This window comes from Nostoc sp., assembly GCF_036917535.1.
Taxonomy (GTDB): Bacteria; Cyanobacteriota; Cyanobacteriia; order Cyanobacteriales; family Nostocaceae; genus Nostoc.
The window spans coordinates 19,444-38,599 of record NZ_JBALDA010000019.1; the positions used below are offsets into that span (position 1 = coordinate 19,444).

The 19,156-nt window shown below is 41.5% G+C and carries 18 protein-coding genes; 8 read left to right on the forward strand and 10 right to left on the reverse strand.

The window, feature by feature from the left end; all coding sequences use genetic code 11:
* The first annotated feature begins 670 nt into the window (after positions 1-670).
* A complete protein-coding gene (locus tag V7K56_RS07225) occupies positions 671-1,042 on the forward strand; it encodes a DUF2237 family protein (protein WP_334908977.1) in 372 nt (123 codons plus the stop codon).
* 217 nt (positions 1,043-1,259) lie between these two features.
* Here the strand turns inward: V7K56_RS07225 and V7K56_RS07230 are convergent, their stop codons facing one another.
* The 5 genes from V7K56_RS07230 to V7K56_RS07250 form a co-directional block, all read right to left on the reverse strand.
* Positions 1,260-3,440 carry a hybrid sensor histidine kinase/response regulator gene (locus V7K56_RS07230; protein ID WP_334908979.1) on the reverse strand — a complete coding sequence of 727 codons (2,181 nt, stop codon included), beginning with the start codon at positions 3,438-3,440 and terminating at the stop codon, positions 1,260-1,262.
* 4 nt (positions 3,441-3,444) lie between these two features.
* Positions 3,445-4,017 (reverse strand): chemotaxis protein CheB, encoded by a 573-nt coding sequence (locus V7K56_RS07235; protein ID WP_334908981.1) that lies wholly within the window; start codon positions 4,015-4,017, stop codon positions 3,445-3,447.
* A gap of 64 nt (positions 4,018-4,081) precedes the next feature.
* Positions 4,082-4,945, reverse strand: coding sequence for a metal ABC transporter permease (locus V7K56_RS07240; RefSeq protein ID WP_334908983.1), 864 nt, complete (start codon positions 4,943-4,945; stop codon positions 4,082-4,084).
* Between the two features lie 24 nt (positions 4,946-4,969).
* Positions 4,970-5,749: a metal ABC transporter ATP-binding protein gene (locus V7K56_RS07245; RefSeq protein WP_334908984.1), complete on the reverse strand. Its 780-nt coding sequence runs from the start codon at positions 5,747-5,749 to the stop codon at positions 4,970-4,972.
* 150 nt (positions 5,750-5,899) lie between these two features.
* Positions 5,900-6,901: a metal ABC transporter substrate-binding protein gene (locus tag V7K56_RS07250; RefSeq protein ID WP_334908986.1), complete on the reverse strand. Its 1,002-nt coding sequence runs from the start codon at positions 6,899-6,901 to the stop codon at positions 5,900-5,902.
* A 791-nt stretch (positions 6,902-7,692) separates the two neighbouring features.
* Between V7K56_RS07250 and V7K56_RS07255 the strand changes: the two genes are divergently transcribed.
* The 5 genes from V7K56_RS07255 to V7K56_RS07275 all read left to right on the forward strand — a co-directional run bounded on the left by V7K56_RS07255 (position 7,693) and on the right by V7K56_RS07275 (position 12,290).
* Positions 7,693-8,193 carry a DUF2231 domain-containing protein gene (locus tag V7K56_RS07255; protein WP_334908988.1) on the forward strand — a complete coding sequence of 167 codons (501 nt, stop codon included), beginning with the start codon at positions 7,693-7,695 and terminating at the stop codon, positions 8,191-8,193.
* The gene (locus V7K56_RS07260) at positions 8,190-8,807 is read left to right on the forward strand and encodes a DUF2231 domain-containing protein (RefSeq protein ID WP_334908990.1); all 618 of its coding nucleotides are present in this window, start codon (positions 8,190-8,192) and stop codon (positions 8,805-8,807) included. Before V7K56_RS07255 ends, V7K56_RS07260 begins: the two co-directional genes overlap by 4 nt.
* A gap of 92 nt (positions 8,808-8,899) precedes the next feature.
* Positions 8,900-9,814, forward strand: coding sequence for a cytochrome c oxidase subunit II (locus V7K56_RS07265; protein ID WP_334909150.1), 915 nt, complete (start codon positions 8,900-8,902; stop codon positions 9,812-9,814).
* Positions 9,815-9,828: 14 nt separating this feature from the next.
* The gene (ctaD, locus tag V7K56_RS07270) at positions 9,829-11,490 is read left to right on the forward strand and encodes a cytochrome c oxidase subunit I (protein WP_334908992.1); all 1,662 of its coding nucleotides are present in this window, start codon (positions 9,829-9,831) and stop codon (positions 11,488-11,490) included.
* A gap of 197 nt (positions 11,491-11,687) precedes the next feature.
* A complete protein-coding gene (locus V7K56_RS07275) occupies positions 11,688-12,290 on the forward strand; it encodes a cytochrome c oxidase subunit 3 (RefSeq protein WP_334908994.1) in 603 nt (200 codons plus the stop codon).
* 114 nt (positions 12,291-12,404) lie between these two features.
* On the opposite strand, the gene V7K56_RS07280 is transcribed toward V7K56_RS07275, so the two are convergent.
* The 3 genes from V7K56_RS07280 to V7K56_RS07290 all read right to left on the reverse strand — a co-directional run bounded on the left by V7K56_RS07280 (position 12,405) and on the right by V7K56_RS07290 (position 15,042).
* The gene (locus tag V7K56_RS07280; protein WP_334908996.1) at positions 12,405-13,001 is read right to left on the reverse strand and encodes a hypothetical protein; all 597 of its coding nucleotides are present in this window, start codon (positions 12,999-13,001) and stop codon (positions 12,405-12,407) included.
* A 202-nt stretch (positions 13,002-13,203) separates the two neighbouring features.
* Positions 13,204-14,556 (reverse strand): helix-hairpin-helix domain-containing protein, encoded by a 1,353-nt coding sequence (locus tag V7K56_RS07285; RefSeq protein ID WP_334908998.1) that lies wholly within the window; start codon positions 14,554-14,556, stop codon positions 13,204-13,206.
* Positions 14,557-14,904: 348 nt separating this feature from the next.
* Positions 14,905-15,042, reverse strand: coding sequence for a hypothetical protein (locus V7K56_RS07290; protein WP_334909000.1), 138 nt, complete (start codon positions 15,040-15,042; stop codon positions 14,905-14,907).
* Between V7K56_RS07290 and gatA the strand changes: the two genes are divergently transcribed.
* A complete protein-coding gene (gene gatA / locus V7K56_RS07295; RefSeq protein WP_334909002.1) occupies positions 15,041-16,501 on the forward strand; it encodes an Asp-tRNA(Asn)/Glu-tRNA(Gln) amidotransferase subunit GatA in 1,461 nt (486 codons plus the stop codon). The genes V7K56_RS07290 and gatA overlap by 2 nt on opposite strands.
* Before the next feature lie 104 nt (positions 16,502-16,605).
* On the opposite strand, the gene V7K56_RS07300 is transcribed toward gatA, so the two are convergent.
* Together V7K56_RS07300 and V7K56_RS07305 are read right to left on the reverse strand one after the other, a co-directional pair.
* The gene (locus V7K56_RS07300) at positions 16,606-17,070 is read right to left on the reverse strand and encodes a helix-turn-helix domain-containing protein (protein ID WP_334909004.1); all 465 of its coding nucleotides are present in this window, start codon (positions 17,068-17,070) and stop codon (positions 16,606-16,608) included.
* Positions 17,071-17,360: 290 nt separating this feature from the next.
* A complete protein-coding gene (locus V7K56_RS07305; protein ID WP_334909005.1) occupies positions 17,361-17,621 on the reverse strand; it encodes a hypothetical protein in 261 nt (86 codons plus the stop codon).
* 262 nt (positions 17,622-17,883) lie between these two features.
* On the opposite strand from V7K56_RS07305, the gene V7K56_RS07310 reads away from it, so the two are divergent.
* Positions 17,884-19,011 (forward strand): acyltransferase family protein, encoded by a 1,128-nt coding sequence (locus V7K56_RS07310; RefSeq protein ID WP_334909007.1) that lies wholly within the window; start codon positions 17,884-17,886, stop codon positions 19,009-19,011.
* Positions 19,012-19,156: the final 145 nt, after the last annotated feature.

Consider the following 19,156-nt stretch of genomic DNA (forward strand, 5'->3'; position numbering starts at 1 on the left):
GCGGGTTTTATATGACATCATATATCTGGTTATATGGCTCTTTAGAATCGGTGTCTGATTTACAGCCCAATTCAGGAGTAAAACACGCTTTATATCTGGGTAACAGACGAATCGTTGTTTACCTCACTTTCCTTGAAATCTACTGTATGTCTACGATTGCTCAACGGGAGTAACTCTCTATTCGCGCAGCCTTTTGTAGAAAAAGGAAGAAGAAGTTCTGATTGCAAAGACTGACCCTGTATTACACCAAATTAAAAAGGGCTACAAGTATTATTTGCTTACTTATCTGGGAATAATAGCTTTGTATATTACCGCTATTTGAAAAAATTAACCCTCAGCTTACCACTGAGGGCTTTTTTGTTTGGCAAAATGGCATATCTGTAAACTAAAGGGTTGCTATGGTATTGGAGTAGGATACATTCCATGCGAAAGTACTGACTTGCATTACCCCTGGTAGCTAGCCAGGGGTTTTTATTTAAACTCAGAAACTGAGAGCGATCGCTCTTAAAGATTCTGCTGAAAAATTTATTTTTAGCGATTTTGATATAAGTGATTTTAGAATTCCCTGCTTTTGGGAATTAATTAGCGATCGCGATTTTAATTCAACCAGGAAATTGACAATAAATATAAGCTTATATTAAGTGGAAAAATCAAGTACAACGAATTAACAATGACAGACGCTAAAAATGTAATTGATGGAAACCTAGAGGTTTGCTGTACTTCTCCTATGACTGGGTTTTACCGCGACGGTTTTTGTCGTACGGGTGGTCAAGATTTCGGATCGCACGTTGTATGTGCCCAAGTGACATCAGAATTCCTAGAGTTCACCAAATCGCGGGGAAACGACCTCAGCACAGCTGCTCCTGATTCTAATTTTCCTGGATTGAAGCCTGGCGATCGCTGGTGTTTGTGTGCTTCTCGCTGGCAAGAAGCTTTAGAAGCTGGCGTTGCTCCACCCGTAATACTTTCAGCAACCCATGCTAGAGCTTTGGAAGTGGTTTCTCTAGACGAACTGAAAAAACATGCTCTAACTTCGTCTTGATTGGGAATTGGGGATTGGGCATGGGGCATTGAGAAGAGACAAGGTAGATAAGGAAGAGGGGAAGATAAGGAGAGAAGTCTGAGCGCCGGCTTCCGGCGTTGGCGTAGCCCGCCGTAGGCATCAGAACTTCGGAGAGAAACTTGTTCATTAATTCACCCTTGTCCGCCTTGTCTCCCCTGCTCCTCTGCTTTCCCTACTACCCACTCTCGATTCCAAATCAACTCACTGGAACTTGCAGAGGCAGTTCTAATATGTTGGCAACCGCAGCAATCAATTTATTAGGGTCAATTGGCTTAGATAAATGCTGCTGAAACCCTGCTGAAACAGCTTTCAAACGGTCTTCCTCTCGCGTATATGCTGTTAAAGCGATCGCGGGGATGCGTCCGCCTTTTTCTGGTTTTAAAGAGCGCAGTTTCCTAATCAGTGTGTAACCATCTTGCTCTGACATACCGATGTCGCTAATCAGAATATCTGGTTTTGCTTGTTCAAGTACTACTAGCGCTTCATCAACTGATGCTACCGCAGTGGCAAAAGCCCCATACTCCTCAAACATAAAACTGAGAAAGTTACGGGTATCTGCTTCATCATCTACAACTAAAACTCTTAATCCAGCAAGGGGCGTCGATGCCACAGGGGAAGAAATTTCTCCTGTAGCTTCTCTACTCACCCTACTACCTTTATTGTCTTGTAGAAGTGGTAGTCTAACAGTAAAGGTTGCTCCTTGTCCAGTACCTAAACTTTCGGCAAAGATTGCACCTTTGTGCAGTTCCACTAGATGACGGACGATCGCTAACCCTAGTCCTAATCCATTGTGCGATCGCGTTGTGGTACTGTCTGCTTGCCGGAACCGCTCAAATACTTTGGGTAAAAACTCGGAACTGATACCAATACCTGTATCAATAACTTGAATTTGGGCGTACTGGGATTTTGAATTTTGGATTTTGGATTTGAGATTATTGCTTTCATCAGTATTTGCAGAGTCTAAATTTTCACTATCAGATTCAAATCTCAAATTGTTCGACTGGCTTGTACTGATGGTTGTGGAAGTAGCGCCCACACCAAAATCTGAAATCGAAAATCCAAAATACTTTGACAGTCTGACTTCTACCGTACCACCTTTAGGGGTAAATTTTATTGCATTAGTTAGTAGGTTCCAGACAATTTGCTGTAAACGGGCTGGATCGCCATAGACTGACCCTATCGAAGTATCCAGCAGAGTATTTAATTGAATTTCTTTTGGCTCTGCTAGGGGACGTACTGCCTCTAAAGCTGCCTCCATCACCGAGATTAAATTCACTGCCGATACGTTTAACCGCAACTGACCACGGATAATCCGGGATACATCCAAAATATCCTCAATTAGTTGCATCTGAGATATAGCGTTGCGTTCGATCGCCTCCAAGGCGCGGGAAGTGGCTTTTTCGTCAAGTTTCTTGGTGCGGAGAATTTTTGACCAGCCGAGCATCGAGGTTAGAGGTGTGCGGAGTTCGTGGGAGAGAACAGCTAGAAACTCATCTTTCATTCGATTCGCGGCTTCTGCTTCCTGTCTTGCCGTTTGTTCGCGAATCACTTGAGCGCGGACTTCCTCTGCTTGCTTGCGTTCGGTAATATCTTCAAGAGTGCCTACATAACCCAACAAGTCTCCTTGACTGGAAAGCATCGGTGATGAACGAACTTGAACCCAACGAATGTTACCGTGAGCAGCTTGAAAGCGAAATTCTTCTGAGTATTCCCGACCTTCACAAATGTAAGCAGACCAACTAGCGATCGCTCGTTCTTTGTCTTCTGGATGAACAGATTCCAGCCATCTCTTTTCTAAACTCTCTGACGCTTTCAAGCCACAAATTGCCTGATAGCGGGGATTAGTATATTTACAGTTACCTTCAGTATCAGTTTCAAAAATGCCAACGGGTGAGCAGGTACTTAGCGATCGGAATCGTTCTTCACTTTGCCTGAGTTCGGTATTCACAGCGACTAGTTGTGCTGTTTGTTGCTTGATGGCTTCTGTTTTCTTAAATAGTTCTACAAATACTGTGACTTTAGAAGTCAAGATATTAGGGTCTAGTGGTTTGAGCAGATAATCAACAGCACCCAAGGCATAACCTTTAAACAGCATTTGGTCGCTGGTGCTAAAGGCGGTGAGAAAGATAATTGGAGTATGACGCGATCGCCCCCGATTACGAATTAAGGTAGCAGTTTCAAAACCGTCCATCCCTGGCATTTGCACATCCAGCAAAATCACCGCAAAATCTTGATGCAGCAGACACCTCAAAGCTTCTTCCCCAGAAGTAGCTCTCACAAGATTTTCCCCTAATTTTTCTAGGATTGCCTCTAGTGCCAGCAAATTTTCTAGTTTATCATCTACTAGGAGGATGTTGACTTTGGGTTCCATCTGCATCGGTTTATTTCTGTGATGATTGACAAAGCTTGACCATTTGGGAAGCAATGTTTGAGAGTGTCAAAATCCAGTCTACTGTAATGGCAGAAATTGCTGCCTCTGGCATAATGTCGCTTTCAGCTGTGGCAGGTTCTTGTACAATGGTAATTCCTCCCCGCGCTTTTATTTTTTTAAGACCTTGCACACCATCTTGGTTTGCTCCTGTCAATATTACACCAATAACTTGCTCTGTGTAGACATCGGCTGCCGACTCAAACAGCACATCAATAGATGGTCTAGCATAAGAAACAGGCTCATCAGTCGAAAGGGCAAAGTGACCTGGTTCAACCAGTAAATGATAATCTGCTGGGGCTATGTAAATATGCCCCGGTAGTATTTCCTCCTTGTCTTCAACTTCGCGAATTTTCAACAAACTGGATTCTTGTAATAAATCCTGGAGTGTGTTGCTAGACTCTTTGTGACGGTGTTGCACGATCGCGATCGGTACAGGGAAGTCTGCTGGTAAACTACCCAGGACAATTTTCAATGCTGATAATCCGCCTAAAGAAGTACCAATTACCACAATTTTAAACGACACTTGTTTCGCCCTCACACCAGCGGAATGTGGGTTATGTAAATAGCAAAGGCTATTTCATCCTGAACTAGTCAGTGTTTTCTTGCTTCTTTGCTCTTACCAGTAACCCATGTTTAGGTGCAAAAATCATTGCTATGACAAACAACAAGGTTTGCAACACAACTATGCAACCCCCTGTTGCACCATCGATATGATAGCTGATGTAAGTCCCCATAACACTAGAAAATACTCCAGATGCCATTGCAATTAGTATCATGTGGTCGAAACGGTCTGTTAATAAATAAGCCGTTGCTCCTGGAGTAACTAACATCGCTACAACCAAAATAATTCCCACTGTCTGAAGTCCGGCAACAGCAGTTAACGAGAGTAATGATAGTAAAATATAGTGCAGCGCTCCTGTGTTCAAGCCGATGGAACGTGCATGAGTGGGGTCAAAACAAAATAATAGTAGGTCTTTGCGTAAAATAGCTATTGTTACTAAAGTAATTACGCTAATAATCACCGTTTGGATAATGTCTTCATTAGAAATACCCAAGACATTACCAAATAAAATGTGCGTTAAGTCTATGGTGCTTGGAGTTTTGGAAACTAGTACCAAACCCAGAGCGAAAAATCCTGTAAATACAAGTCCGATGACAGTATCTTCCTTAATTCTCGTTTTCGCTTTAATATAACCGATCGCAATAACTGAACCCACTCCAAAAACAAAAGCGCCCACAGCAAAAGGAATATTTAAAACATAAGCAATTACTACCCCAGGCATTACCGCATGGGAAACAGCATCTCCCATCAATGCCCAACCTTTGAGGGTCATAAAACAAGATAAAACAGAACAGACTACCCCAACTAAGGCACTTACATAAATTGCCTTCACCATGAATTCATGCTGTAGGGGTGTGGTTAACCAATCTAGGAATGCGAGAGTATTCATATTTTTAACAATATTAATTAGTAATTAATCAGATTCATTTTTATTTCCACGGATTATCTGACTTTTGCTGAGAGATAAATCTCCAAGAGAACCGCCAAAAGTGCGTGATAGATTTTCTTCTGTGAAAACTTCTGATGTATTTCCATAAGCTAAAATAGTACGATTGATAAGTACTACTTGGTCGCAGAAAGTAGTGATAGAAGCTAAATCATGAGTAGAAATTAAAATTGTATGACCTTCTTCTCGCAATTCTAGCAATAAGTCAATCATCGCTTTTTCTGTTTTGATATCTACCCCGGTGAAAGGTTCATCTAATAGCAAAACTGTTCCCTGTTGTGCTAAAGCACGGGCAAGAAACGCACGTTTTTTCTGTCCACCAGAGAGTTCTCCTATTTGGCGATCGCGCATTGACCACATTTGCACTCTTTCCAAACTCTCTCTCACCACACTTCGATCTTTCGCCGATGGAATTCGTAATATATTCATGTATCCATAGCGTCCCATCATCACCACATCATGGACACTTACTGGAAAATTCCAGTCCACCTCTTCTGACTGTGGTACATAAGCGACCAAGCTTTTTTTCTGTACAGTTTTTATCGGTAAGCCATTAATCAAAACCCGTCCTGTTACTGGCTTCAAAAAACCCATAATCGCCTTAAATAGGGTTGATTTACCACTACCATTCATCCCCACTAAACCACTAATTGAACCTGCTTGGATTTGCAAATAAGCACCATGTAAAGCAATTTTGCCGTGGTAAGCAACTGTCAAATTTTCGACATCAATACTAATAGATTTCACTAAAAATCACCTCTAAAATTAATCATTATTTTGTAGTGAGTAACTCCAGCCTTTTTTACAAACACGTAACGTTTTCCATAGAATAAAATAGGATTAAAAGTCTTCCCTATAAGCAATTTTAAATAATTAAATTTATTCTTACATACTTGCTTATTTTTCCTCTAATCCCTGAGTTAGAGTATTAATATTACCTTCTAGCAACTTGAGATAAGTTGGTGCTGGGCCATTTGCTGGAGACAAGGAATCAACGTAAAATACTCCACCAAACCTTGCTCCTGATTCTCTAGCTACCTGACGTTGCGCTCCATCGTTTACTGTACTTTCACAGAAAACTACAGGTATTTTATTTTTTTTAACTATATCAATGACTTTTTCTAGCTGTTTAGGAGTAGCTTGCTGTTCAGAGTTGACTGCCCAGAGATAAGCTTCTTTCAAGCCATAATCGCGGGTGAGGTATGAAAAAGCGCCTTCACAGCTTACCATGTAGCGCTTATCTGTTGGAACTACTGACACGGTTTTTCGCAGTTTTTCATCAACTTCTTTAATTTTTTGGCTGTATGCTTTGGCATTGGTATTATAAGTCTCTGCATTCGCTGAGTCTAAATTAACTAATGCCTTGCGAATATTCTCTACGTAAATCAAGGCGTTTTGTGGTGACATCCAAGCATGAGGATTAGGTTTTCCTTTATAAGCATCCTCCGTAATTTCTACAGGCTTAATTCCCTCTGTTAGGGTAACATGAGGTACATTAGGGACGCTGTTATACAATTTCTGTGCCCAACGCTCTAAATTCAGACCATTATTCAAAATTAGGTCTGCTTTTTGCGCCCTCACTAAATCGCTAGGAGTTGGTTCGTAACCATGAATTTCCGCCCCTAGTTTGGTAAGGGATTCAACAATCACCTTATCTCCCGCCACGTTTTGCGCCATATCTGCAATGACTGTAAAGGTGGTAAGAACTACTTTTTTGCCTTTTTTATCTAGATTTGTGGTGGTAGTTGTGGCTGAGTTTGGACTTAACTGTGGTTGAGAATTAGAGGCTGACAGGCTACACCCAGCTAAACATAGCCCCAATAGCAGCCCAGATGCTATAGCCAATTTTTGTCCGTACCGCGGTAGTTGTATCTGAAAGTTATTGATATTATATCTCATTATACTAATTTCATAATCTTCTCACTTTTGTCTCACTTTAGCAGAAGTAAGGTAAAAATGAAAGAATTATGAAAATAATCTTGGAGAAAAAAAGGGAACCTGTTGCAATAAACAGTATTTCTGGGTTCTGACTTAACTTGATTCCTTGCTTTTCTTATTTTAAGGGGCTTTTTGAGTGGTTCAAATATTTTTGTTATTTGCATTACAAACAAATATTTAATTATTGTGAAAAACCTCACAGATAAATTTTGTACTTGAAGTTTTTTAAGTTTAAAATAATGCCAGAGTAAATACATTATGCAAACATTTTTTTGTTAGATAACGAACTTTTAAAAGTTTAATTTGAATTGTTTTGACAATTCATAAAAATTTACTTAAACTAAGAGATAGGTTAAGCAAATCAACAAAAGACAGCGATTTGATTTAGCTACATCAAGAATTGCTGTTGCAGACTATTGATATAAGGAAATGAATCAAAACCAAAATTATTTCATGTAGGCAATTTAACCAAATTTTGCTACAAAAAGCTAAGACATGATTAAGCGTATTGCACCACGCAGATATTGAACAGATTTCGGTCAATTATGGATGGATACTTGTGGTGATGTTAGTGAGTGTCCATCAATTATTGAAGTTTGGCTAGCGATTTTAGATTTTTGATTAGGTCTTCTAGTTTATATCTCGTCTGGGACGAAATAAATCTAAAAGACGCTCGCTAAGACTGTGTGATCGCCAATCCAAAATCCAAAATTTATTGACCAAAGTGCAGTAGATATGTTCAGGAGAAGACGATGCTTGAGTATTTGACATCTTTGAACGACCACAATTTGCCCTATCCAGATACGATTCATCCCATCGTTGTCCACTTCGTAATTGCGATGGTATTGTTTTCCTTCTTCTGTGATGTAATTGGCTATTTTACTGGTAAATCCGGTCTTTTTGAGGTGAGTTGGTGGAATATGTTAGTTGCCACGATCGCCATCTTCGTGGCGATTATTTTTGGTCAGTTTGAAGCGGGATTAGCACAGCCTTACAGCCTCGCTAAATCGGTGCTGAATTTACATACGCTAATTGGTTGGTCGCTTTCAGGAATTATCACAGCGATTACAGCTTGGCGCTATGTAATTCGTGCCCGTAATCCGCAAAAAGTATCGATTTATTATTTGGGAGCTGGACTAGTTTTAACCTTGATAGTTGGCTTGCAGGTATATCTCGGAGATGAACTTGTTTGGGTGTATGGATTGCATACCGTGCCAGTTGTAGAAGCAGTAAAGGATGGTGTGTTGCGATGAACTCAGAATTGATTAACCAATTAACTGACTCTCTAGGCGCAAACGGATTACCTTACACCATTCCCGTTCATCCCAACTTAGTCCATCTGACAATAGGTTTGTTCATCATTGGGATGACCTTTGATATTGTTGGTGTTCTCTTTCCCTTCCAAAAATGGGTCTTCAAATTTTTGGCAATTACCGTGGAACGTCAGAACTTCTTTGATGTTGGCTGGTACAACATATTAGCTGCTAGCATCATCACATTTTTCACAGTGGGAGCAGGCTTTTACGAAATGCTATTGGCAGCACCACCAGCTGATATGAAGAGTGCCTGGGGATTACAGGCGATGGAAACTATGCTTTGGCATGGTGTGGGTGGTGTGTTCTTATTAGCGCTGATTGTTAGCATGACCGTCTGGAGAGGATGGCAGCGCTTCGTTTGGGGCAGACAAGAATATAAACATACAGATAGAGAAGTGCAATGGATCTATCTGTTTGCAGGCATAGCAATCATGTTCATTATGTACATCCACGGCACACTAGGAGCGCAACTAGCCACCGAATTTGGCGTACACAATACAGCAGATAATTTGCTGCGATTAGGTCAAGACCTCAATACAACACTCAAATAGAGTCCTTTGTCATTTGTCATTTGTTATTTATTTAAAGTTAATAACCAATGACCAATGCCCCATGCCCAATACCCAATGCCTAATAACCAATGATGAAAATCCAGAAGATTTTAAATATTTTGACGCTGCTTACAGGCGCGATCGCAGTGACTTCTACCAGTCTGTGGATCGGCAAGCAGACTTACTTTTGGCTTCCTCCCCAAGCAGCAGCCGAATCCCAACTCATTGATGATTTGATTAGCTTCTTAGCAACCCTCGGTGCATTCATCTTCTTAGGAGTAACAAGTACTCTGATGTATTCTGTAATCTTCCATCGGGCAGTCAAAGATGACTTCACTGATGGTCCTCCGATTGAAGGTAATATCACCCTAGAAGTTGTCTGGACAGCAATCCCAATTCTCTTGGTATTTTGGATTGCAGGCTACAGCTACCAAGTTTATGAACAAATGGGAATTCAAGGCCCATCAGAACTAGTTCATCTGCATAATCCGCTGGCAATGGAATCAGCTTATGCAGCACCAGCTAACGCCTTAGCAGAACCTGTTGAAAAAATTGATGTACTAGCAAAACAGTGGGCGTGGGTTTTTCACTACCCAGAAAGAGATATTACTAGTACCGAATTGCATTTACCAAGCGATCGCCGGGTGCGTTTAGCACTAAAATCACAGGATGTTTTGCACGGCTTCTATATTCCTGCATTCCGCCTCAAGCAGGATATTATTCCTAACCATGCGATCGACTTTGAATTTACTCCCATCCGCCCCGGACAATACCGATTGACCGATTCCCAATATAGCGGTACATACTTTGCGACAATGCAAGCGAATGTAGTCGTCGAATCTCCTGAAAATTATCAGCAGTGGCTAGCCCAAGCTGCAACCCAAAAGCCATCCCCAGCAAAGAATCAAGCAGCTTCTGAGTATGCTCAAACATCCAATCAATCAGTCCAAACTGGTTGGGTTACAGTTCCACCTGCTGCATCTCCTCTAGTCAATTCTCCTGGTTAAAAGGAAAATAACCGATGACTAATATTCCTATTGAAGGCATCCTTCTCCCAAATGAGAAGCCCAAGCACGAATCTCCAAGTAACTGGAAAGAATACTTCAGCTTTAGTACCGATCATAAAGTTATTGGTATCCAGTATCTCGTTACCTCATTCTTCTTTTTTCTCGTCGGCGGCATCTTTGCGATGGTGATGCGGGGAGAACTGATGACACCCGAATCAGATTTAGTTGATCGCACCGTCTACAACGGTATGTTCACCATGCACGGCACTGTGATGCTGTTTTTGTGGACATTTCCCTCACTGGTTGGTTTTGCCAACTATCTAGTACCCCTGATGATTGGGGCGCGAGATATGGCATTTCCCCGCCTGAATGCCGTCGCCTTTTGGATGGTGCCAGTAGTTGGGATTTTGATGATGGGTAGCTTCTTTGTCCCTGGTGGCCCAGCCCAAGCCGGTTGGTGGTCTTACCCACCAGTCAGTCTCCAAAACCCTACAGGTAACTTAATTAATGGTCAAGTTATCTGGCTCTTGGCGGTAGCAATATCTGGCGTATCCTCAATTATGGGGGCAGTCAACTTTGTCACCACAATCGTCAAGATGCGCGCCCCAGGAATGGGATTCTTTCGGATGCCGATGTTTGTCTGGGGAGTATTTAGTGCCCAGATTATCCAACTATTCGGACTACCTGCACTGACAGCTGGTGCGGTAATGCTGCTACTCGACCTAACTGCTGGTACGAGCTTTTTCGACCCCGCTAAGGGTGGGAATCCAGTTATGTTCCAGCATTACTTCTGGTTTTACTCCCACCCTGCCGTTTACGTGATTATTTTGCCCGTCTTTGCGATTTTCTCAGAAATCTTCCCAGTTTATTCACGTAAACCCTTATTTGGTTACAAAGTAGTCGCCGTTTCATCGATCTTAATTGCCGTAGTCAGCGCTATCGTTTGGGTACACCACATGTACGTCAGCGGTACAGCAGGTTGGATGCGGTTGATTTTCATGCTGACAACAATGTGTGTATCTGTCCCCACAGGAATTAAAGTATTCGCTTGGGTGGCAACGATTTGGGGCGGTAAACTGCGACTACATACACCGATGCTGTTCGCCCTGGGTGCATTGATCATGTTTGTCTTCGCAGGTATCACAGGCATCATGCTTTCCTCTGTGCCTGTGGATGTCCACGTGAATAACACTTACTTTGTGGTAGGACACTTCCACTACGTTCTCTACGGCACTGTGACGATGGGCTTGTATGCTGCCATCTATCACTGGTTCCCCAAAATGACTGGGCGGATGTACTCCGAAAGCTGGGGTAAAATCCACTTCTGGCTAGCATTCATCGGCACTAACCTCAACTTTTTGCCCATGCACCCATTAGGATTGCAGGGAATGTTACGCCGAGTTGCTTCCTACGCCCCAGAGTATCAATACTGGAATGTCATCGCTAGCCTCGGCGGATTCCTATTGGGAATGTCCACCTTACCCTTCATTTTCAATATAGTGATTTCTTGGATGCAAGGCGAGAAAGCACCTGATAATCCTTGGCGGGCAATTGGACTAGAGTGGTTAGTTTCTTCACCACCCCCAGTAGAAAACTTTGAAGAAACTCCCATCATCATCTCCGAACCCTACGGCTACGGCAAATCAGAACCCTTGACAGCCAACCTCCCAGAATAAACGTAAATAAATTATTGGGAAGACGCAGAAACCCTCTGCGTACCCACTGTACCCCTACGGGGAAGCAAGCTACGCGCAGCGTCTTTGATAGGAGAAGTTCAGATGCCTGCGGCCGGCTGTGCCAACGGCAAAAGCCGCCGCTCCGACTTCTCTGTGCGCTTCCCTTTGCGTTTCAAATTCCCTCCTCAAAAACTAAAATGGACAGCTATATCAATTCCGAAGAATTGCACCATATAAGCGCAGAACACAGCCACGACGAAGAAGGCAATAAAATGTTTGGCTTCATTGTCTTCCTGCTGTCAGAAAGCGTCATTTTCTTGAGTTTTTTCGCCGGATATGCCATCTACAAAACAACAACACCTAATTGGCTACCAGCAGGTGTTTCTGGACTAGAAGTAAAAGAACCGGCAATCAATACAGTAATTCTTGTTGCTAGTAGCTTTGTAATTTACTTTGCAGAACGCGCCCTTCAACGCCATGACTTAGTGAAATTTCGCCTGTTTCTGTTGGCAACAATGGCGATGGGAACTTACTTTTTAGTTGGACAGGCGATTGAATGGAACGGCCTCGCCTTTAATTTTACCTCCGGCGTATTTGGTGGAACGTTCTATCTACTTACAGGCTTCCACGGTTTGCACGTTTTCACAGGTATTTTGTTGCAGTTGATAATTTTGGTACGTTCTTTCCTACCTGGCAATTACGATACAGGTCACTACGGCGTAAATGCAACCTCATTGTTTTGGCACTTCGTCGATGTTATCTGGATTATTTTGTTTATCCTGATCTATGTTTGGCAGTAAAAATTGATAGGAAGGAAAACCCAGATAATTCATCTGGGTTGGTGTATGTGGCATTGTTAATTACTTTTATGCCCCATACACCATTCACTGCAATAACTATACTTGGGTCTTAGTTCAACTTTTCAAATTCAACCTTTCCTCAAACTTGGACCCATCTTGATGAGATAAAAATTTTTCACTACTGTGATAACTTCTTCGCCATTGTTCGAGCTTATCTATAGATATTGATTTAGATGTGACATTCACACCATTTCCTCGCCAAGCAACTTCTGCATCTGTTGTGAAAACCCCGCACTCTAATTGATCTAGCCTCATATTCCAATATTCGCTAAATCGACCTTTTAAGGTAATAACTTGCTCAAATACCTTGTTTCGATGCTTATTTCTTCTTTTTCTTTCTGTTGCTCCAGTTGCTTCTGTATCAATAAACTTAGTTTCAATTAAAAACAGACTACCTTTAAAAGTCAGGAAGACAAAATCACACTTGCCTAAATCTGTGTAATCTGAAATTGGAGACTTTTCAAATAACAGCAATTCAGCGCACGAGGGAAACAATTCTTTAATATTCAGAAATAAATAAGCTTGCAATAGAAGTTCCTTATCATAAGGAAATAATATCACTCCTTCAAAAAATTTTTGAATGTCCTCGTGAGTTTGGGGTTGAATTTTTTTACAGTATGAAACAAATCTATGTAGCTCGTTGACGATCATCAAGTTCTAACTCCTTCCCCCGGTCGCAGCCTTAAGGGTGTTAGCATAAAAAGATACCACTACCTCAAGGAAATTCTCATCCGCGTAAGTAACTAAAAAAACGATTCAAATCCTGAATACTTAAGGCAATTTACTGTTGACAGTTCAATAAAACTAATTCTTAAGCTGCTTTTCAGTATTGGTGGATTTTTCACTGCTGGCGTCAGCTACCAGTCAGGGATTTTATATGAGCAGGAAAACTGGCGTTTTGCAAAGCTTGAACAGTTATTCGAGAATCTTGTACACAAAATTGCCAACCCAAGCGAACAAGTTTACGAGAAGTTTCAGTTTGGATAATTCCAATCACTGGCATTTTTGCCTTTTCTTTGTCTACTGAGTGGTCTTGTAAAATTGTTTTCAAGCGATGTAAATCTTCCATATTACCTGCTTGCTGGGGATTTAATTCCACCATTACCATTTGTACTGTTTCCACTGGTTCTGCATCTTCAAGAATAAATTGAGTTTGCTCGTCACGTCGATCTACTTTTCCCCAAATAATCAATCTAGTATCTACTTGGAGTAGGGAACTAATGCGTTCATAAGTTTTCGGAAAAACTACAGCTTCTGATTGTATAGTTAGGTCTTCTATTTGCAATATTGCCATCTGATCGCCTTTTTTCGTCACCACTTTTTTGACGTTATTCAACATCACAACTGCACAAAGCCTTGTATCTTCTCTTTGTTCTCCCAACTGCGAAAGGTTAATTGGAGTCAAAAGTGGTGCTATTTGCCGTAAGGATTTCAAAGGATGATCTGATACATAAAAGCCTAGTAATTCTTTCTCCATCTGCAACTTTTTCTGTGGGGGTAAATCCGTCACAGGTTTAGATTTGGGAGCAGTTTCAAAGGCATTATTTGCTCTTTTATTCTGAGTCAAAGAAAAGCCGTCGCCCAATAAATCAAATAGATTTCCTTGACCAGTGGCTCTATCTTTCGCACGAGATTGTGCCCAATCATACACTAATTCCGAGTCGTTAACTAACTGTTGGCGATTGGGTTCAATTTTGTCAAAGGCTCCACAGTAAATTAGCGACTCAAGGGTTCGGCGGTTAACAGCACGTAAATCCACGCGATCACAAAAATCAGCGAGTGATTTAAACTCTCCTGTCTCATTTCTCGCTTCCAAAATAGAAGCAATCGCATTTTGTCCCACGTTACGCACCGCCGAAAATCCAAACAGAATCTTGCCTGCCGTTGGTGTAAAATCAACACCAGAACGATTAATATCTGGCGGATCTATAGAAATACCCATATTTGTACAGTTAGTAATGTATCTCTGTACCTTATCGGTATCACCACTGTTAGCTGTTAACAGTGCCGCCATATATTCCAATGGGTAATTAGCTTTTAAATATGCTGTTTGATAAGTTACATAACCATAGGCTGTCGAATGGGATTTATTGAAACAATTAGCAGCTATTAAGCCATTTTTGATTGCAAAATTATGGTCACGCTCAACCCCAATGTCATAAACATTTTGTTTGCCTAAATATTTACGTGTGGTTATTTTTATCATCCTACCTTACCTTGAAAAATTTTGTGGAATTGATAAAATTATGAAGTTTGTAGTATTAATAAGGTGGTAATACAAAATTATATCATTAGAAAACACTGCTATACTCTTACACAAAAGTAGCCAATAGCCAATATATTATGAAAACTTTAGCAAACTATTCAATAGACGGTTGATAGCTATGTATTTGCTGTTTTTCAAAAAGTACTAAACACATTTCAATACATATTAATCCGCTTAGTCAGATGAATGGGGAATGGGGCATGGGGCATGGGGCATGGGAATAAGAAGAAATAACAATCACCAATTCCCAATAGATATATCGGCAAATTAACCTCGAAACCTTATAAATCAAGGATTAAAACCTAATTTTTGGATAAGTTGAATGCCCAATGCCCAAAGCCCAATGCCCAATGCCCAATAACCAATACCCAATTTTGACCAATATGTACTAGAATCAATGATTTGAGTCACAAAGAGAGCAATCATGGCATCCATCCGCGAGTTGCACCAACAGCTGGTTAAAAAAGAACGTTCTGCCGTTGAAATTACCCAAGAAGTTTTAGAGCGCATTCAAGCGTTAGAGCCGAAATTGCACAGCTTTTTATGTGTGACGGCAAATCGGGCCTTAGAGCAGGCAGGTGCTGTGGATGCCAAAATTGCTGCGGGAGAAGAAGTTGGGCTGCTAGCGGGCATTCCCGTGGGTATCAAGGACAATATGTGTACTAAAGGAATTCCTACTACCTGCGCCTCCCGGATTTTGGAAAATTTCGTGCCGCCTTATGAATCAACAGCGACGCAAAAACTGGCAGATACTGGGGCGGTAATGGTAGGCAAAACCAACTTGGATGAGTTTGCAATGGGTAGTTCTACAGAAAACTCTGCCTATCAAGTCACGGCTAATCCTTGGGATGTATCAAGAGTTCCAGGTGGTTCTTCGGGGGGTTCGGCGGCGGCGGTGGCGGCTCAAGAATGTGTAGTTGCTCTCGGTTCTGATACTGGCGGTTCGATTCGCCAACCTGCGTCTTTCTGCGGTGTGGTGGGGATGAAACCCACTTATGGGTTGGTTTCCCGTTATGGTTTGGTGGCTTACGCTTCGTCTTTGGATCAAATCGGGCCATTTGGAAATACAGTGGAAGATGCGGCAATATTATTAGGTGCGATCGCAGGTTACGATCCCAAAGACTCTACTAGCCTGAAGGTTGCCATTCCCAACTATGCTGCTAGCTTAAAACCAAACTTCAAACCCAGAGGTCAGCTAAAAATTGGTATCATTAAAGAAACTTTTGGTGAAGGTTTAGACTCTGTAGTGGAACAAGCTGTTACCAAAGCAGTAGATCAACTACAAAGTCTAGGAGCGGAAATTCAAATAATTTCTTGTCCCCGCTTTCGTTATGGCTTACCCACCTACTACATCATCGCCCCATCAGAAGCATCAGCAAACCTAGCTCGTTACGATGGCGTTAAATATGGGTATCGCGCTCCTGATGCAGATAATCTGCTATCAATGTACACTCGTACCCGTGCAGCCGGTTTCGGTATAGAAGTCAAACGCCGGATTATGATTGGCACTTACGCCCTCTCGGCTGGCTATTATGACGCCTACTACTTGAAAGCGCAAAAAGTCCGCACCTTGATTAAGCAAGACTTTGAAAAAGCTTTTGGTGCAGTTGATGTGTTAGTTTGTCCCACATCTCCCACTACAGCATTCAAAGCAGGGGAAAAAACTACTGACCCCTTAAGTATGTATTTAAATGACTTGATGACTATTCCTGTAAATCTTGCTGGTTTACCCAGTTTAAGTTTGCCATGTGGTTTTGACGAACAGGGTCTACCGATAGGATTACAGCTAATTGGCAATGTGCTGCGAGAAGACCAACTGTTTCAGGTAGCTTATGCTTATGAACAATCTACTACTTGGCATCTGCGTAAACCGCAAATATCTTAATTGAAAATGGGTATGGGGCATGGGGCATGGGGTATTGCGGTATTCTTCTTGTCTCCCTTGTCCCCTTTATCTTTCCCTGCTCCCCACTCCCTCTATGTTTTTGGTCATTTGTTAGTCTGATTACTGACTATTGACTGTTGATTATTGTCTTCTGGAGTCAGGGATTCAGCTGTAAGCTGTGGATTAAGTATATGAAAAAGACCAACAGATGCACCGACCAATAATAAAATATAGGTCAGAACAAGAGGTATGTATGTATTTTGTTTGTTATCTGAATTGTGATGAGCTTTTTTGGAGTCTTGACAGACAACATTGGTTATAAGGCTGTACGATAAAGCATTTCCATCCAGCCCTAAAGCATCTCCATAACGACGGATGAATCCTTGAAGAAAAATTGGCTCAGGCAATTCTTCAAATCGATCTTCTTCTAAAGCTTGCAAAATACCTACTCTAAGCATTGTCTGAGAGGCTATTTCTTCTATGCGGATAGATTTTTCTTGTCTTACTTGTCGCAAGCGTGTGGTTATTTCCTTTAATTGCTCTACTTGAGCTTGATTTAAGAGCGTCACAGTCTTCTCCTGTATGGGCTAATTCTACTTTCATTGAGAAGACTTCAATCCGCATACGTAATTTTACTGAATATTTGATTTTAAGATAAATTTTTTTGAGAATGGCTCAATCCTGTATTTTAAAATGCTATCCCAACCAAAATAAATACGTTTATTGTCATAAATAATACTTTATAAACAAAAAATCCGGACGTTAAAATTAACAAGGCGCAACTTATAATATAAGTATTTTCCTAACGATTACTCTGGGCTGGAATAATTGTAGCGATCGCTAATGTTCTGCTCAATAGTTAAGCCACCACTATAAGCGTTTGATTGGCACTTTGATTACCATTCAGAAAAATTACAGTTACTGTTGCAATTGGCCCGGTAAAATCTAGTGATGTGACAGGCGTCCATGTTCCTGTTGTTAAACTTGTGAGAGTTGACCCAGTTTGATAACTGAATTTCAGCTGTTGCTGCGATGTATTACCGCCATTACGCCATTGCTTACCCGTGTAGCCTACTAGCAACTTAGTAATTAGTACACAAGTACGAACAATCAGTGGCAAGTTTGAATCCCCGACTGATTGATTCAGAATTTTGGATCAATAACAGTTCTGATGCTACTAATCCTTTTTAGATAGCTAAAACTTTGGTCTGGATGCGATCGCGTAGTTCTAGTTTCGTACAAGATAGTATGGGCAGAAACCCGAACTGTTCCAGAAACCTTGATGAAAAAGTATATTTGGCAAGTAGACCTATAAATTTTGCTTGATTACCTTCATAAAGCGGGGTAACTTAGATACTCTCATCTAACACAAAATTTTGTCTATGCGCCTGACTTCACTGGATGTTTTTCGTGGCATTACCATCGCTGGAATGATTCTCGTCAATATGGCGGGTGTTGCAGATGATGTATATCCTCCCTTAGCCCACGCCGATTGGCACGGCTGCACGCCAACGGACTTGGTATTTCCCTTCTTTCTCTTCATTATCGGTGTAGCAATGACTTTCTCGCTGTCAAAGTATACCGAGGGCAATAAACCTACCTCAGCTGTTTACTGGCGGATATTGCGCCGCGCCGCTATTCTCTTTGCCTTGGGATTGCTACTAAATGGCTTTTGGAATCAAGGTATTTGGACTTTTGATTTGAATAGTATCCGGATTATGGGAGTGTTGCAGCGCATCAGCCTTACTTATCTGCTGGCTTCCCTAGCTGTTCTCAACTTTCCGCGCAAAGGTCAATGGATACTAGCAGCAGTGCTACTCATCGGCTACTGGCTAATGATGATGTATGTAGCAGTGCCAGAATATGGTGCGGGAGTTTTGACGCGAGAAGGTAATTTCGGTGCTTATGTTGACCGTCTGATTATTCCCAAAGCACATTTATATAAAGGTGATGGTTTCAACTTTATGGGAGATCCAGAAGGACTTTTCAGTACTATTCCCGCTATAGTAAGCGTCCTCGCTGGCTACTTCACTGGTCAATGGATACGCAGTCTACCTGTACAGTCACGTACAAGTATCGGTTTAGGATTATTTGGAGTCGGTTGCTTAATTATCGGTTGGGCGTGGGGATGGACATTCCCTATTAACAAAAAGCTGTGGACAAGTTCTTATGTAGTATTTACAACAGGTTGGGCGTTACTATTGCTAGCAGCTTGTTATGAACTTATCGAAGTACGGCTGATGCGTCGCTGGAGTAAACCTTTTGAAATTATGGGCTTAAATGCGATCACTCTTTTCGTTGCATCAGTTTTGTTAATTAAAATTTTAGTCAAAACCACTATTGGCACTGGCAAAGACGCTCCCAGTACCTACAATTGGATTTACCAGAATTTTTTCGCATCTTGGGCGGGAGCGCTGAATGGTTCCCTGTTATTTGCCTTAGTCACCGTGTTGTTGTGGTGGGCTGTTGGTTTTCTGATGTATCGGCAACGCTGGTTTCTAAAAGTGTAAAAAAGATTTTTGTTGTTATTTACGTTTTAGTGTTTTTAATGTTACAACAGGTGTTAAGTGATAGCTTGTAACACTTTAGGAACAAAGGCAATCGCAACTTTATCAATATTATTGGCGCGTTAATCTGCGCTTTCTTTAGCGAACT